We start from the raw sequence: 16,285 nt of genomic DNA on the forward strand, positions 1-16,285 counted from the left end.
ACATGTATGGCAACTAGCAACGAAATAAATACTGAAATTGAAACAAGCCCTTTTCTGTTACCTAGGTCAAAAACTTTAAAGTGGTTTGCCCCTGCGATAGAAAGCATGACAGGCTTAAAGAGCTTACATAAGCACTATTTGGCTCGCCCATCAAATGCCAGCACAGAGTCTTTTTTAACACATACTTTAGATGCACTAGGTATCAGCTATCAGACACACAGACTTGATCAAGAAAACATCCCAGAAACAGGCCCGCTATTAATTGTGGCCAACCACCCTCTTGGTGGTGTTGAAGGGGTTATTCTTGCAAAGATCTTACTCGCTTATCGATCAGACCTTCTGGTAATGGCTAATCACTTTTTAAAGCGTATTCCAGAGCTTTCTTCCTTGTTTATTGGCGTTGATGTATTCGAAGGCCCAGAAGCGATGAAAGCCAACTTAAAAGCCATAAAGCAGGCTCATAAACATCTTGCGAATCAAGGTGCACTGTTAATATTCCCAGCAGGTGAAGTATCTACTTATGATAATGAAACTAATCAACTGCAAGATAAAGAATGGAATAGGCTTGTCGGTAAGTTAGCACAAAAGCATAAAGCGGCTTGTCTTCCCGTATTTATTGGAGGCCAAAACTCCAAAACATTTTACCTAGCAGGAAAAGTCCACCCACGCCTTCGTACTTTACTTTTAGGCCGAGAGCTCCTCAATAAAAAAGGCAAGGAGATCCCTATTTATGGGGGCAACCTTATCCCTAATTCTGAGTTTTCAAAACTCAACAATGTGGATGACATTACCAACTATTTACGTCTGAACACTTATGTTATTGAACAAAGTAATCTTAGTGAAAATAGTCCACTTAACGCACTTGAGAATCCATCGGAAATCGAAGCAGATATTGATGCTGGCGTATTACAAGAGGCCATTACGGCACTACCTGAGGAGAGTTTGTTACTAGAACAAAAGCAATTCAGCGTTTTCATCAGTGCTGCAGAGCATATGGGCCCAATACTGCAACAAATCGGTATTATGCGTGAGCGTAATTTCCGTGTAGTGGGAGAAGGCACAGGTAAATCGATTGACCTTGATGAATTCGATCAAGATTACATGCACCTCTTTATTTGGGATACAGATAAGAAAGTGATCGCTGGCGCTTATCGCTTAGGCTTAGTTGATCAAATTCTAGCTAAAAAAGGGATTAAAGGACTTTATAGCCGTACTTTATTCGACTTTGATGACAACTTCCTGAACCTACAAGGTAAATCAATTGAGATGGGACGATCAGTCATTGATGCTCCTTATCAACGCAGCCTGTCGGCCTTATTACTCTTATGGAAAGGTATAGGCACCTTTGTTGCCAGAAACCCAAGTTACCAAACCCTATTTGGCCCAGTTAGCATTAGTGGTGAATACCAAACACTTACGCATCAACTCATAGTGCAATGTTTAACCGCCCATTATTACGACTCTGAGTCAGCAAACTTGGTCAAGGCAACTAACCCTCTGTTACCCAGTAAAAAACCTTTTTGGTCTCTAAGCTTGCTAAGCGGTTTGGGGGATTTGCAATTGCTATCCAATTTGGTGTCTCGTTTAGAAAAAGGTAAAGGCTTACCAGTACTAATCAGGCAATACCTTGCTCTAAAAGGAAGATTTGTCAGTTTTAATGTTGACCCAGACTTTAATCAAACGGTTGATGGTTTAATTCTTGTAAATTTACCGGACGTACCAGAGCGCATGCTGGGTAAATACATGGGCAGTGAACAAGCAAAAAGTTATTTATGTCATTATGAGAAAAGCGAGTAAATCGATGCTTCCAGTTATTAAAGGTAATCTAGAAGGCCTTAAACAAGCCAAAGAAATCGTTGAACGCTTATCTGATAGCGCCTATACCCAAGTGTATACTCCCTATTTGCAAAGCAGCATTGGCCAACACTTAAGACATATTATTGATAACTACTTTACTTTGATTCAAGGTTTAGAGAATAGCCACATTGACTATAATTGGCGTCGTAGAGGCGCCCAAGTAGAGCAATCAAGACAAACAGCTCTTGCTGAGCTAGAAGAATTAAGTCATTGGCTAACTAACTTAAATGAAAACGATATTGAGCAGCAACTCAGCCTAGTCTCAGAAGTTTGCTTGGCAGAAACTCAGTCAGATTTTGCTCGATCTAACTTACATAGAGAGCTTATCTTTGTGGCGAGTCATAGCATTCACCATATTGCCATTATTAGCATGAATATGCGTTTACAAGAAATAGACGTGCCAGAGCATTATGGACTCGCTCCCGCAACGGCAACTTTTTTACGTCAACAAGATCAATAGTTTCAGGATATTTAAATGTGCACTCTTAGCTGGCTTAAGACCAATACTGGATATGAAGTATTTTTTAATCGTGATGAACAAAGAACACGATTAATTGCTTCTTTACCTGAGCGCTATAAAACCGCAACAGGTAACGAGTATATTATGCCAACAGACCTTAATTCAGGTGGTAGCTGGATAGGTGTTACCGATTCTGGAGTTGGTATATGCTTATTAAACTTCTACCAAGGTATAACCCCTGAGGCTGATTTAATTAGCCGTGGACTACTCGTAAAGGATCTTCTGAGCCTTAGCAAGGCTGACAAGGTACTAAACCATATTAAGCACCTCAACTGCCAGCATTATGCGCCTTTTACCTTAGTCATATTTGTGCCTGATCAAGCTCATCCTATTAGCGTTTGCTGGGATGGCATTCAATTAACAGACCTTATTATTGAATCGCCATATACCTCATCTGGTGTGGAGTTCCCTCAAGTTTCACAAGCAAGGCAAGAGACTTTTAGACAATACTTCCAAGACAGAGAAGCCTGTATCGAACATCTGAAGGCTTATCATGCGTCCCATTATCCTGAAAAATCAAAATGGTCTGTCTGTATGCATCGAGAAGATGCCTGCACAGTGAGTTTTAGCCATATGTCTATTCAAGAGTTTAGCAGCACCTTTGATTATATTGATGGCTCACCCTGCCAGCACAATGCAACAAGATCCTCTATTAGTTTGGACAGAATTAGTCTGATGTCAGAAACAGCCTGATGCTAAAAGCAAGCGATTAGAAGCAAGATTACAGAATAAATTTAAGACACAAAAAAAGGCCATAAGGCCTTTTTTTATTAGCTAGTAAGCTTGCGAATAAAGCGGCTAATTAAGCTTCTTTAATTTCAAAACTATGTACTATCTTAACGCCGCCTTTTTCTAGCATTAAAGAAGCAGAACAATATTGCTCAGCAGACAGTTTTACCGCTTTTGCCACAGCAGATTCTTTTAACTTGCTGCCTGTTACTATAAATTTAACGCGGATTTCAGTGAAAACAGATGGCACAGTGTCAGCTCTATCTGCATCAATTTCAGCGACACAAGATACGACATCCTGACGGGCTTTTTTAAGAATATTCACTACGTCATAAGAGGTACAACCGCCAAGGCCTGCCAACAATAGCTCCATTGGTCTCGAACCTTTTTCTTGGCTACCGTCCATCTCAATAGAAAAACCCGAGCCAGTCTTAGCTGTAAAATGTACGTCTTGGTTCCATTCAACTGTCGTTTTCATTGTCTACCCTTCAAATAATTCTGCTAATTTTGCCCCAGGTTCGTTAGCCTTCATAAAGGCTTCCCCGACCAAAAAGGCATTAATATCTTTTTCTCTCATTGCCGCCACATCATCACTAGTGTGGATTCCACTTTCAGTCACAATAAAGCGATCTGCAGGAATGTAAGGCAATAATTCAAAAGTATTCTCTAAGCTCAATTCAAACGTATGTAAATCACGGTTGTTAATACCCAACAACTCAGTTTCAGTAAATTCTAAAGCAAGGTCTAACTCAGCTTTATTGTGTACTTCAACCAATACGTCCATACCTAATTCACGAGCTAGTTGGTCAAGCGCTCTCAGCTTTTCACCAGACAAACAAGCAGCAATTAAAAGAATGCAATCGGCACCAATCGCTCTTGCTTCATAAACCTGATATTCATCCACAATAAAATCTTTGCGAATCACAGGTAAGGAGCAGGCATTTCTAGCTTCTTCCAAATAGTCCTCATGGCCTTGGAAAAAATCTCTATCGGTTAAAACAGACAGGCAAGCTGCCCCACCTTTCTCATAAGACTTAGCAATTTCGGCCGGAACAAAAATCTCTCTCAACACACCTTTACTCGGTGATGCCTTTTTTATCTCAGCAATAACGCCTGAATCACCTTGAGCAACTTTCGCTTTTAAAGAAGCAGCAAAACCACGAACACGATTATGTGAATTCGCTGCAGTGACAGCCACTTTTAATTTATCTAAGGGTGTATGATTTTTTCGCTCAGCAATTTCTTCATACTTTCTAGCAACAATTTTCTTTAATATTGTTGGCGTTTCAATTTGCATATTAACCACAATTCCTAAAATTTAGTTATCTAGATAGCATTGTGTAAATGCTGCTAGTTCAGTTAGTTTCACTCGCGCTAAGCCACCGCCAATAACATCTTCTGCGATAGCAACACCTTCAGCTAGATCATCTGCAATACCCGCTACATAAATAGCAGCACCGGCATTTAGAGCGACAATATCACGAGCAGGATTAACCACACCTTTACCTTCTAATGCGCTTTGCACCAACTCTAAACTCTCATCAACATTCTCAGCTTGTAAAGGCATGATAGATTGAGTTTCAATATTAAAATCTTCTGGCTGAATACTGTATTCACGAATTTCATTGTCTTTAAGTTCAGCAACAAAAGTCGGTGCAGCTAAACTAATCTCATCTAGCCCATCTTGAGAGTGAACAACCATCACATGCTCACTGCCTAAACGCTGAAGTACTTCGGCCATAGGACGAACCCACTTTTTATCAAACACGCCCATGACTTGGCGTTTAGTGCCAGCAGGGTTTGTTAGTGGTCCAAGTAAGTTAAAAATGGTGCGAACAGCCATTTCCTTACGAGGTACTATAGCGTGCTTCATTGCAGAGTGGTGATTAGGCGCGAACATAAAGCCTAAACCCACTTCTTCAACACAGGTTTTCACCTGCTCAGCAGACAATGCTAGGTTTACACCAGCCTTTTCCAATAAGTCAGCACTACCTGATTTTGATGACACTGAACGGTTACCATGTTTGGCAACCTTGCCACCAGCTGCCGCCACAACAAAAGACGATGCTGTAGAGACATTAAACAACTTGCCACCATCTCCACCCGTACCACAGGTATCGATAATATTATCAATATTTGACAATTCGACTTTAGAAGACAACTCACGCATCACACTTGCAGCAGCGGCAATTTCAGCAACTGTCTCACCTTTCATGCGAAGGCCGACTAGAAAGCCACCAATTTGTGACGGTGTCGCTTCTCCAGTCATAATTGCATGCATGACTTCATGCATTTCTTCTGCACTTAAATGCTGCTGTTCGATGACAGTGGCAATGGCGCTTTGGATATCCATTATGTCTCCTATCGCTTTAAAAAATTAGCAAGCAGATCATGTCCTGCTTCCGTTAATATTGATTCTGGATGAAATTGCACCCCTTCAATCGGAAGGGTTTTATGTTTGAGTCCCATTATTTCATCTAACTCGCCCGTACATCCTTCAGTCCATGCCGTTACTTCTAAACACGCAGGCAATGAGGCTTGCTCTACCACCAATGAGTGGTAACGAGTAACAAGTTGAGGATTAGGTAACGATTGGAACAATGACGAATCCGTGTGATGTACCGATGATGTTTTTCCATGCATTACTTGTTTGGCACGAACCACTTTACCACCAAACACCTGCCCAATACTCTGATGCCCTAAACAAATACCTAAAATAGGTATTTTTCCAGCAAAATACTCAATCGCAGCCAATGACACACCCGCTTCATTCGGTGTACAAGGTCCGGGAGAAATAACTAAATGGGAGGGGTTCAGTGCTTCAATTTTCTCTAGGGTAATTTCATCATTACGATAGACTTCTACCTCAGCACCTAGTTCCCTAAAGTATTGTACTAGGTTATATGTAAAGGAGTCGTAATTATCGATCATTAATAACATAAATAGTTCAAGCCATTGAAACTAAAGGTTTTGTTTAAATAACATGTTTGAGTTACCCCTATTATCACCCCTTTCAAACACTTGAATACAGATAAATAATGACGTATTGGCGCGGATTTTATCTTATTTATCATCGTAACTCTAACACTAGATTTGTATTTCAATATAGCTGCAAAGCCTAAAATTAACTCCCTCTTTTAAAACGACATTCATTTATCAAAAAATCCAGCCATGCCTGTATAGCAGAGCTTTCAACAGCTTAAGAATGACTAAACAAAGAAGGGATAAATTTAAAGGATAATATGAGGAAGATATAAGGCTGATATAACTAAATACCAACCATTTATCTTTGAAAAAAGCCTATTTTAGCAGCGGAGCGAGTTTACCCGCTTGCTCACTGGCTTGAGTACTTGCTTGGCTGTAACTTGAAGATTGCATCGGCGGGGAAGTTGTCCCTGCACCACCTGGATCACTCCATGAATACGAATGGTTATGAGAGCTTGCCACATTCGCAAGGTCAGCCACGGTATTCATTAAATCATGCAGCAGACGATAGATATTCGTCGACTCATCTCCCACATGATGCTTGGTCGCAATAATTTCACGTAGTTTGCCAATTTGCTCGGTTAAGTCATCCTCTATGGTGAGCTTGCTACTTTTGCCTTTCACTTCCCATTCATTATCTTGATTAACTTGAATATACGCCTGCTCAGACTGCTGCCACCTTTGATCTGTCTCCGCCATATTAGGCAGTTTCAAACCATGGGGGAAAACAGAGCGTACAAAAGGATGGGCGGGGGAGCCATACATAAAGGCAATTTCAACCAAGGTACCAAGACTTGGCTTTGACCAGAAACCTCTCTGTTCTCCACCTGCATTCACAGGTAAAAGCACATCTTCCAGAATCGGCAACTCAGTGTCTTCCTCACCATTTACATCTAAAAGCTGTACTGAAACAGAATAAACAGGAGCTTCTTCTGTCACAACCTCACCTGCCAAAGGGGTTAAAATATCCGTTACTTTCGCCCACATAGGCAAATGCCAACCTGAGGCTAACTCAGGATATTTCTTTTGCATTAATCGCGTTAAGGCTTTTTCCATGACACCACCATTTTTGCTTCCTGCAATCTCACGCTATAAAGACGATTCCCATTAAGCAGGTAACCCGGCCTTAAACCCGGAATCGCCATTAATTCAGCGCTTTGAGTTGATAACTGTTTATCCAGTACAGCTGTTGGCACCTCTACGGGAGCATCGATCCAATGACTATCAGACCAAGCACCAATATAAATAAGACCATCTCGCTTTTGCTGCCAAGTAAAATCCTCTATGCCAAATACTTGGGCGATTTTATTTAGCAGATGAAAGCCAGAACCCGTATTAACAAAATAAGGCACAGGGGTAGAAGCATAACTGGACTGAGGTAAGCTAAAGCCACAACCCGTTATCGCTTTCACCTCTGTCAGTAAATCCTTGAGTGTTTTATTGCGTAATGCCAAAGGCACACGCATGCTCAACACATTAGACTTTTCTCGACAAAATAGGGTTTGAGACTGATTTGAAGCAGGCGTCGAGCGCTCAATATAACCATAAAAATGGCCATGCTCTTGTCCGTTATTAATCCCAAAACTGAAATAGACAGACCCTGTTAAGGCTTTCTCAGACTGCACCACAAAGGATGCACGGCCAGCGGCCATCGCATCCAATGCAACATCATGAGAAACCAAATTCACTCGCTTGCCATTAACCTTGAGCACAAAGTTATATTTCATTCCTTGTCCCCTCATCGGCTAGGGCAGAATCCAAGTACTTGAGCACATTCTCCAGCCAATTACTGGTTTCGCTGTTCTCAGCTTCTGAGGCAACACTGGTATCCGCTGTCGCCATCTTAGGCTCATTTTGCGTAAGCTTCATGGCTTCCACTTTTTCAGGGATAGAGAGGTGTTCGACCAAGACAAAAGACACAGACCAGGCTTGATCATCATCCAGCTCTTGCGCCGACACCTTGTCGCTAAAGCGTACTTGTCGAACAGAAAAAGCTCTCGCCGTTTGGTTTTCTATGTTGTAAACCAAACGGGTACCTTTATCTTCATCCAAGGCCGTACTTAAACTCACAATATTGGCAAGCTCAGACGCATCGTCATATTTCACCTTCATCGCCACACGAAGACGTTTAGGCTTAAATCCCTTCTCAGCCGTAGCCGAAGAAGAGCTTTGACCAGACAAGTCCTCCTCTGGCAAAGCTAATTCACACGTCACCTTCACCCCATAGCCTGAGATTTTAGTATCGTTGAGAATAAGGGTAATCATGGGGTTTCATCCATACTAGCGACAACTTCAACCTCATCATTCAAAGCTGCAGGCCAAGGGTTTTGAGCTTGAATACTCGCACGCTCCTCCACGGCCAGATCCATCAAACGAGCATATTCATCACTCTCACCAAGGTGAGCTTTAATCTCTGCCTCTTCAAGAAGCTGGCGCACTCTAGCGGTATAAGCCGCTTGTCTTGCATCATCAACAGCTTGATAAGCATCTTGGTAATCATCTTCAGCATTTCGAACACGCCAAACATCATTATCTTTAACCAAAGTATCGTTGAAGTGGCATTCTAACGCCTGCCAGTTTTTATTCGACACAATATGCTTTCTGCTGTATTCATCAATAAAGAAAGACGTCCTTTCTTCTATTGTCATATCAAGGCACTTCACACCATCAAAACGTAGTTTAGTAATATCAACAGAACTTTCCAATTCAATATTATGGGTTTGAACTTGAGTGGTACGGCCTATAACTAGGTCATTATTTAAAATTGCAAACATTAGACAATCTCCGCTTTGATGTATGAAACAAAATCAATATGAGTCCAATGCCATTGGCAGTTAAAATAAACATTGCCAGATTCATTAGTAGAGCTAAGAACTGCTGTTCGTTTTTCTCGCTTCATAATGGCGCCCTTCTCAGCTACGTTCGCTGTTTTATATTGGTAACCCCCACTATCCTTTCCAACATGAAAGCGCTCAGAAGAGTATAAAAGCTCTTCATCCAAACTAAGTATTGCGTATCCATGTCCAACACTTGTAGACGAATTAAGAAATTGTGTTTTAACACGAATATTAACTCTTCGAGCAAAACCGTGATCTATTTCTAAAGACATCAAATCTTGTGTGCCGCTAATCAAATAAGAATCCATAGTCTCAATAGCTGCAAATTCTCCTTTAGGAATATCAGATACGTTTTTATAAACTTTCAAAACACCACTTTTAAATTCAGCAAGAAGTAGATCGTCATAACTTGTATCAAAGGCGGTTTCAAAGTCTTCCAATGAATCAGGGTTATATTCAACATCCGACAAATCTTTAAGATAAAAACCATCTGTTAGATTAAATCGCAAATGGTAAGTTTTGGTATCATTGATCGAAAAGGTGCGGACTGCATAATCAGAAGTATTGATTTCTAACCAGCCATAAAGCCTGATGATTTGATTCGCTTCGATAGTTAACACCGAGCTGTCTAACGTCATTGCTAACCTGCTATCATCTGACATAACTTCAGGGTAAATAGGCAGTTTTTTAACTTGCTCAAAGGTGTCGGTTTTAACATATTGGGTGTGGGCATCTGCTTCAGATAAATGATCTGAAATGGCCTGCTCAGCATCTTGGCGCACAGTTTCAAATGACTCTTTAGCCAGGGTCATATCCGCAGTCGCATCACCTAATGCATTAATGGCATCGAGTATTTCACTCATAATAATTCATCCTTGAATTAACCTAGGCTTAAAGAAGCCTAGGTTTGTTTATTAGCTACTTATAAAATTTTATAAACGAGTTTTTCCGTAATACGCGATAGAACGAGGTCGAGTCTCATATCCACCATCAGAGCCTGATTCAGAAGAACCTTGTGCAGTACCTCCCCCCCAATACATCTGATAATTATGAGCTCCACCTACATCGTTATAGGCATGCAATGTGTGTGAATGAGATTCGAACTCATCTTCTTGCCAGCTTCCAAAGACACGATCAGTATCAACACCGCGCCCATCATCAAACATACGGATAAATTCACCACCGACTATGGGCAAGGTAAAGGTGGTCGAACCATCCCCTTCACCCCAAAAACCACCATAGGTAATAGGGTCAGCATCTTTGGTGGCTTGATCAATGAGGTTTGAGGTGTTTTTGATTTTGGCCCAAGCAATCGCGAACTCAGCTCGATTAAGCTCTGCACCATTTAATGCCACCTCCCCTATGCTAAGCAGATCCGTGGTATCGGTAACTAGCTTGCCAATATCTGCAACAGCATTACCTGTCTTAGCGTTAATCTGTTCAATCACATAAAAAGCAGTGCCGTCATAACGCACTTTGACTAAAGCCTCCGCAAAGAGCTGACTAGCAGCGGTCACATTAACAATACTTTTTGCCCCTTGAGCATTCACATCAAGTGATACCAAGGCCTCATCATTTGTATTTGATATGATGAGGCTTATTTCATCACCCGCTGCTAAATCAGAAACAATGGCCGTTGACGTCACAGTCAATGTATTTTTACCAAGCGCTTGTGCATAACGTTCCAAGTTACGTAGCGTTTGAATCGACTCAGCTAAGGCGCCTTGATAGCCATCATAGATGGATTCAAATACTTCTTTTGCTTGTACTAGCTCTTCTGTTGCATCCTTCATTGCCACTAAAGAGTATGTAAAATCACTCATTTTTAAATTCCTTTTAACTTTCAGCTTTCAACTTTTTTAAGCTGTATTTATAACTCGTTATCAGTTAGCGGATATCTCGCTTTTATTTCTGCAACCTTGTTACGCCATGTTTGCTCAGCTTCTGGTGTATGATCGAACTGCCATTCCATATAGAGAAGGTCTGATTCTGATTTATAAGCGGCGAACCTAAAAGCCTTCTGTTTTTCATTAAAACCTATAAGAAGAGCATTATTATTAATTCCAGTTTTATTTAAATCTTCCTCCAGCCAGCCTATAAACTGTTTTCCACCAACATTCACATTTATTTTTCCTGTCATAAAAATCACCTATATTGATAGTAAATATGCACCACTTCCAGGAATTTGTAGTGGCTTTAAGTCACTGGAAAACAAGCTTGTTTCTGCATCTAAAACACACGAATAGGTATTCAAAATAACAAAACAAGATAAATTTCCATCTATTAAAGAGAAGTTATTTTGTATAGATTCTGACGTATTTAGCTTTGTCATACCGACAAAACTGAAGGTTGAGCCAATTTTGTGATCACCAGTATGATAAGCGGCCTTAACAATCGATTTTAAACTAGGTGAATCATTAAAAATATTAACTGGATAATAGCCACCGAACTGGACACTCCCTCCATAGCCATAAACTAATGAGTCATTAGTTCGTGAAGATTCAATGTAAATGTTAAAATCATACGGATTAGCAAATTTTATAGAGCCACCGCTCCTCACAATAAAGCCACCACCATCAAATACTTTTAAACCATTACCAGCACCATCATTTGAAAATAAAATAATATTTTTTGATGTAGCCTCAAGGCCAGTATCAACTGGATATAATAAAGGGCCCCCATTATCATCCGTAATGAGCATTAACTTTATTGCTCCCAAAGCACCTTCAGGTATCAAATTAAATGCCTTATCAAGTGTTTTAAGTGGGCTTGATGAACTTAAACCTGAATTTAAATCGTCTCCGTTATGCGATACATAAAGCGTCACGTCCATCACAGAGCTAATTACCTCATTTACATCTTGAGATAGCTGGCTTACGAAATTAGCCAATTCAGTCGCAGATGAGTCAACATCTGCTCGAATATCTTCAAAAAGCTCTTTCGCTTCCTTCATTTCAGACGCAGCTAGCGTTAACGCTGCTGTCGCTGTGCTTAGTTCACTCATAGCTTCCCTTCCAAGGTTAATAATCTTTCATGATTTTTAATGGCGCTTGATAAAGCGGATATGGTCGCTGCGCTGTTTTGCATTATGCTGGTTTGCATAGCGAGCATTTCTGCTTCGTAATCAAACTGCCAAGATTCCAGTGGCAGATCTGCACCCGTCAACTGCTTCGCATTGCTAAAGGGCACGACTAAATTGCGGTTAATCACCTGCCCTATATCTTTTCGCTTCTTATTCAGCGGAATATAGGAATAGGCTAATAACTCACCTGAGTCAGTGACTATGCCGTAATAATTGAAGTCATAATCACCCACACTACTGTCTAGTACCAGTGAGTAAGTCACCGCATTGTCATCGTTATAATGAGGGTCTTGAACAAGGATATTGCCACCCACTAAATAACTATTATCTGGAATACCAGCCGCAGCATCTGCTGGTGTGGTTTCATCCACACCTGGTACATTAGCCAAGATAAAGTGGGTGACCACCACAGGTTCTAAACTCGCGGCTTTTTGGGCAATGTAGCGTGCCCCTGCATCTGTTACTGTTCCACTTACTATATCTGTCATCATTCGTCCTTAAATTGCATTTATCCTATCTTCGCTTCGTTCAATAAAGTGCTGAGCGATACTTGCCTTAGCAGGCTCTGTCGTATCAGCAAATACATATTCCGTTCGTCCACTTATTTGCTCTACCCCTCTATCAATACCAAAGCTAAATCCCTCTACGGCTATGGATTCAATAGCATCCACCATCAAAAATTCATAACGGCGACAGGTTCGGCCATATTGGCGGATAATGTGATGAGCAAGCTCTGGATTTTGGGTCAAGCTAGAGTCAGCCAACCAAAGAGTAATGACATCCCAGTCACTTTCACTGTCTCTTTCAATTTGTCCATATAAAGGCACATCAAAGCGAGCAAGAACCTCTTTAAAGCCTCCTTTACTGCCCGCATCTATGGCATTTTTCACCCCGTGTTTTACACGTTTACGAAAGAGCTCATCTGGTTCATCAGCAAATCGGTCAATATCATTTTGATACGCCAAAAGCTTAAGCACATACACATGGCAGGTCTCGGCATCGAGCTGATTGAGTGGCGTCTTTATCCAGTCTTCCGTTTTATCCCAAAAGGTCACAAAAGCATCCGCTAGCTTGTTAATTTCTTTGCCTTCTCGAATCCATACAGGCAATTCAAATTTAGCAACCATAACTAACCCTCTTGCACACTGAGTGAGGCCAAACGTGGGATTTCAAGTTCAGCGCTTATGTGGCTTCCAATCACTTCTTCCCCATCAGTAATGGCCTTAAAATCAATACTTTCTATCTCAGGGAAGTTTTGATAAACCTCACTGGCTAAGCGAGTAAAAGAAAATCGTGAATAAGGCTGAGTTTGAGTCATTACATAAGCCGAATTTGACCTAAAAGCCGCTTCAATCGCCTGCTCAATACCAGTCAAACTAGCTGCCTTTTCTTCCGCCGTTAATGCCACAGGAAAGTAAACAGTGACACCAAGGTCTACTAACAAATCAGGTACTTTCTTAACCTCTAAATCATCACCATGACCGTGATAGCCTTCATCTCTTATCATGCGATTAATAATCTCTAGATAACTGTCAGCAGGTGCATCAAGTTCGAACAAAACATAAGCGTCAGCCGCTCCTGGTACCACGCTAGTTCCACCTCTTTTCACACCATGTTCAAACCAAATCATGTCAGTGGAAACACCAGCAAACTTCGCAATCAAATGTCGATATACCCCATCCGTGTGATAATGACTTAAGGAGTTAAAAGCATTACGAATGCGTAAGCGATATGCTTCAATATCTTCATCATCATCTCCTACCACTTGAATCCAACTATCAGGGTTCGTCACAGTGACACCTTGGATATCACAGTTCACATACTGGCCAGTTTCCAAGTTATACGCCTTGCCTTCTGCTACAGCGCGAACTGGCACACTAATCGAGTTATCATCTTTACCCAGCACGATTGGATAAGTTGTTTCCAGTTCATAAACAATGTCATTCAAGGGCTCGGTACGAATCCGTGTACCAAGCGGAATCTCAATATCTCCCTCTTGTCCTGCTCGAGTAAATTGCAACCGACCCTCTAGCCGTTGAGCTTTTTTTCGCTCCACCCCATAATTGTTACCCCACAGGTCAATAAAACCCTCTCCAACTGTCTTTAAAAAAAATTGTGGCATCACAGTTTGAACCAAAGCATTCACTAGCCAGATCACAGGCTGAATCGCGACCGCTGAGATCAAGCGCCAAAAAGGGCTATAGGCAGAATCATTACTGATTTTAGAGCCAGAGTCGGTCACGGTTTGCTTAAACGCCGCCTTAATCTCAGCTTCGGTAATGGGTACACCTTCATCCTTTAATAGGCTTTCAAATTCCTTCATAGGGTTACCTCTATCGCTTCGTTATTTAACGTACGTGCACTACAGTTAAGTGCTTCCCCTATTAACGCCACCTTGGCCGTCCCTGGGTAAATACGTGTATCGTTTTCCATTTCAATTTCTACCTGAGTGGTGAGAGTGGCCAGTTTTACCTGGCTTCTCTCACCTATCATGCTAAAGGCATAACCTTTTTCTCTAAGCATGTGTCTTAGGTCTTGTGCTATACAAACTGCCTCTGCCCTAAGCTCAGGTTCTCCCAATAGGTTTAGTACCAAGTCATCATCTATGATGCTTAAATCTATGCTGTCCATTAGCCCACCTGCATTTCCATTTCATGGGCCAATTCATCACCACGTACCCCTTGGCCATAATTATTCACTTCAATTTTTTCCACATGGCTTTGCTTACTGGTACTGGCAAATAGGTTGCTGAAAGATTGAAATAAGCCGCCTTGCTCACCCGTCTGAGATGACTCTGCCCCTGGTAAGGTTAGGTTTGCACCTTGTGCCATACCTTGCTCGGCAACTTTTTGTGACAAGCCCTGATTTGCTTGTATATCAGGGCTAGCATCCACACCCGGTAACCAACTGAACTTATTTTTAATCCAGTCAGCCGACTCTCCGATAAAGCCAAAAGGATTCAAACTAGTAAGCCAATTTTTTAGCTCACTCCAAGCACCTTTGATGGTTTCTATAAAGGCAAAATCAAAACTCATGTCAGGCATCAGAGATAACTCACCCAGCCAGACTTGAAACTCTCCCCACCATTGCGGAATTCGATCAAATACGCCTATCAAAAGATCAACGATTTCAATCACGGCATAGAGAGGAAAGAAGGCTAATTTAAGCCATTCATTGTCACTAAATAGCCCTTTAATAAAGCTAAAACCTTGGCTTAACGCAGAGAAAACCCAATCCGTAAAACGCCCTATGGCAGCACTCACCTCATCCCAGTAAACCACCATGGCGACTAGCGCAGCGATCAAGGCTGTGATACCCACCACAATCCAAGTAATCGGATTCGCCAATAAAGCAGCGGTAAAACTCCAAATAGCCGGCAAGCTTGTGAGTACACCGGCTTTTAGAGAGGTAAATAACCCCATCAACAAAGGCCCAGTCGCCACCATTGCTTTCATAGCACCATTAAGAATCCAAACACCGGCGGCTTGTAATTTAAGCAGAGGCGTAATAACCAGATTCTTGACTAACCAATTTTGCGACAGCGTTATGGCATGGCTTTTAGCTAAATTGAGCATTTCCTGAGCGACCCCCACCATATTAATCACTTCCATCATGGAGCCCAATGCCTGCTCTGCTGTATTTACCCCTTGCGCAAGACTTGGATACTTGTCAGCCCAGCCATCAAGGCTTTTCCCCATGGCTTTTACCTCATCAATATAAGGACTTAACATGGGAGAAAGCTGTGTCATCAAGTTGCCAGAAAGCGCCTGAACTTTAGTATCCAATGCTGGCCAAAGCGCCAGTTGCTCATTCAAGCCTTGCTTCAATGTAGAAAAAGAATCCGTGTAAGCCGAGATATTCGATTCTCCGAATACACGGCCCATAATATTGTCACCACTTAAGGTTTTAAGGCTGGCAACCTGCCCTTTAATCTGCCCTAAACTGTCATGTAAAATCTGTAGTTTGGAGCTTGATTCGCCCGCGATATCAACAGAAGCAATAACCGAATTTGTTGTCACACCGCTGGAGAGATCGACTTGACCGGCAGCATTTTTTGTCGCATCAGACACGCCCATGCTAGTTATCAAGTTCTGTACTTCTAGCGTTAAGGTATCTAAACCTGCGGTTAGGCTTAAAACCGCTTGATAAGGTGCCTCAAAGACAGTTTGCATTTGCTTCACTAACACTTGAATCCCGTTTTGAACTCCCTCAAGAGAGCTCGGAAACTGATTTAGCTTGCCAAGGCTTAGCTGTAATTTTTCAAGAGCTTCCATG

Annotated in this window: 20 protein-coding genes; 3 read left to right on the forward strand and 17 right to left on the reverse strand. The window is 41.6% G+C overall.

Features of this window, described 5'->3' with window-relative positions:
- The first annotated feature begins 6 nt into the window (after positions 1–6).
- The 3 genes from Q0A08_RS12305 to Q0A08_RS12315 are packed head-to-tail and all read left to right on the forward strand — an operon-like array spanning position 7 to position 3,070.
- Complete coding sequence (locus Q0A08_RS12305) at positions 7–1,797, forward strand: lysophospholipid acyltransferase family protein (RefSeq protein WP_438461839.1); 1,791 nt, start codon at positions 7–9, stop codon at positions 1,795–1,797.
- Between the two features lie 4 nt (positions 1,798–1,801).
- Positions 1,802–2,317, forward strand: a complete 516-nt coding sequence (locus Q0A08_RS12310) for a DinB family protein (protein WP_438461841.1) — start codon at positions 1,802–1,804, stop codon at positions 2,315–2,317.
- A gap of 15 nt (positions 2,318–2,332) precedes the next feature.
- Positions 2,333–3,070 (forward strand): NRDE family protein, encoded by a 738-nt coding sequence (locus Q0A08_RS12315; protein WP_438461842.1) that lies wholly within the window; start codon positions 2,333–2,335, stop codon positions 3,068–3,070.
- 109 nt (positions 3,071–3,179) lie between these two features.
- Here Q0A08_RS12315 and Q0A08_RS12320 read toward each other — a convergent pair whose 3' ends face one another.
- The 17 genes from Q0A08_RS12320 to Q0A08_RS12400 form a co-directional block, all read right to left on the reverse strand.
- Positions 3,180–3,584, reverse strand: a complete 405-nt coding sequence (locus Q0A08_RS12320) for an OsmC family protein (protein ID WP_438461843.1) — start codon at positions 3,582–3,584, stop codon at positions 3,180–3,182.
- Positions 3,585–3,587: 3 nt separating this feature from the next.
- Positions 3,588–4,403, reverse strand: coding sequence for an indole-3-glycerol phosphate synthase TrpC (gene trpC, locus Q0A08_RS12325; protein WP_438461844.1), 816 nt, complete (start codon positions 4,401–4,403; stop codon positions 3,588–3,590).
- A gap of 21 nt (positions 4,404–4,424) precedes the next feature.
- The gene (gene trpD, locus Q0A08_RS12330) at positions 4,425–5,459 is read right to left on the reverse strand and encodes an anthranilate phosphoribosyltransferase (RefSeq protein WP_438461845.1); all 1,035 of its coding nucleotides are present in this window, start codon (positions 5,457–5,459) and stop codon (positions 4,425–4,427) included.
- Positions 5,460–5,467: 8 nt separating this feature from the next.
- Complete coding sequence (locus Q0A08_RS12335; protein ID WP_438461846.1) at positions 5,468–6,046, reverse strand: aminodeoxychorismate/anthranilate synthase component II; 579 nt, start codon at positions 6,044–6,046, stop codon at positions 5,468–5,470.
- Between the two features lie 360 nt (positions 6,047–6,406).
- Positions 6,407–7,147, reverse strand: a complete 741-nt coding sequence (locus Q0A08_RS12340) for a hypothetical protein (RefSeq protein ID WP_438461847.1) — start codon at positions 7,145–7,147, stop codon at positions 6,407–6,409.
- On the reverse strand, positions 7,132–7,818 hold the full coding sequence (locus tag Q0A08_RS12345; protein WP_438461848.1) for a hypothetical protein: 687 nt from the start codon (positions 7,816–7,818) through the stop codon (positions 7,132–7,134). Before Q0A08_RS12345 ends, Q0A08_RS12340 begins: the two co-directional genes overlap by 16 nt.
- Complete coding sequence (locus Q0A08_RS12350; protein ID WP_438461849.1) at positions 7,808–8,356, reverse strand: hypothetical protein; 549 nt, start codon at positions 8,354–8,356, stop codon at positions 7,808–7,810. The genes Q0A08_RS12345 and Q0A08_RS12350 overlap by 11 nt, the downstream gene beginning before the upstream one ends.
- Positions 8,353–8,865: a hypothetical protein gene (locus Q0A08_RS12355; protein ID WP_438461850.1), complete on the reverse strand. Its 513-nt coding sequence runs from the start codon at positions 8,863–8,865 to the stop codon at positions 8,353–8,355. The genes Q0A08_RS12350 and Q0A08_RS12355 overlap by 4 nt, the downstream gene beginning before the upstream one ends.
- A complete protein-coding gene (locus Q0A08_RS12360) occupies positions 8,865–9,791 on the reverse strand; it encodes a hypothetical protein (protein WP_438461851.1) in 927 nt (308 codons plus the stop codon). The genes Q0A08_RS12355 and Q0A08_RS12360 overlap by 1 nt, the downstream gene beginning before the upstream one ends.
- Before the next feature lie 69 nt (positions 9,792–9,860).
- Positions 9,861–10,751, reverse strand: a complete 891-nt coding sequence (locus Q0A08_RS12365) for a hypothetical protein (protein WP_438461852.1) — start codon at positions 10,749–10,751, stop codon at positions 9,861–9,863.
- A 47-nt stretch (positions 10,752–10,798) separates the two neighbouring features.
- The gene (locus Q0A08_RS12370; RefSeq protein WP_438461853.1) at positions 10,799–11,068 is read right to left on the reverse strand and encodes a hypothetical protein; all 270 of its coding nucleotides are present in this window, start codon (positions 11,066–11,068) and stop codon (positions 10,799–10,801) included.
- 9 nt (positions 11,069–11,077) lie between these two features.
- Complete coding sequence (locus tag Q0A08_RS12375; RefSeq protein WP_438461854.1) at positions 11,078–11,932, reverse strand: hypothetical protein; 855 nt, start codon at positions 11,930–11,932, stop codon at positions 11,078–11,080.
- Positions 11,929–12,498, reverse strand: coding sequence for a phage tail-collar fiber domain-containing protein (locus tag Q0A08_RS12380; protein ID WP_438461855.1), 570 nt, complete (start codon positions 12,496–12,498; stop codon positions 11,929–11,931). Before Q0A08_RS12380 ends, Q0A08_RS12375 begins: the two co-directional genes overlap by 4 nt.
- Before the next feature lie 9 nt (positions 12,499–12,507).
- On the reverse strand, positions 12,508–13,137 hold the full coding sequence (locus tag Q0A08_RS12385) for a phage tail protein (protein ID WP_438461856.1): 630 nt from the start codon (positions 13,135–13,137) through the stop codon (positions 12,508–12,510).
- Between the two features lie 2 nt (positions 13,138–13,139).
- Positions 13,140–14,333 (reverse strand): baseplate J/gp47 family protein, encoded by a 1,194-nt coding sequence (locus Q0A08_RS12390; RefSeq protein WP_438461857.1) that lies wholly within the window; start codon positions 14,331–14,333, stop codon positions 13,140–13,142.
- Positions 14,330–14,641, reverse strand: a complete 312-nt coding sequence (locus tag Q0A08_RS12395) for a DUF2590 family protein (RefSeq protein ID WP_438461858.1) — start codon at positions 14,639–14,641, stop codon at positions 14,330–14,332. Before Q0A08_RS12395 ends, Q0A08_RS12390 begins: the two co-directional genes overlap by 4 nt.
- Positions 14,641–16,284: a hypothetical protein gene (locus tag Q0A08_RS12400; protein ID WP_438461860.1), complete on the reverse strand. Its 1,644-nt coding sequence runs from the start codon at positions 16,282–16,284 to the stop codon at positions 14,641–14,643. Before Q0A08_RS12400 ends, Q0A08_RS12395 begins: the two co-directional genes overlap by 1 nt.
- Position 16,285: the final 1 nt, after the last annotated feature.

Origin of the sequence: Marinomonas sp. PE14-40 (genome assembly GCF_051623805.1) — a bacterium.
GTDB lineage: Bacteria > Pseudomonadota > Gammaproteobacteria > Pseudomonadales > Marinomonadaceae > Marinomonas.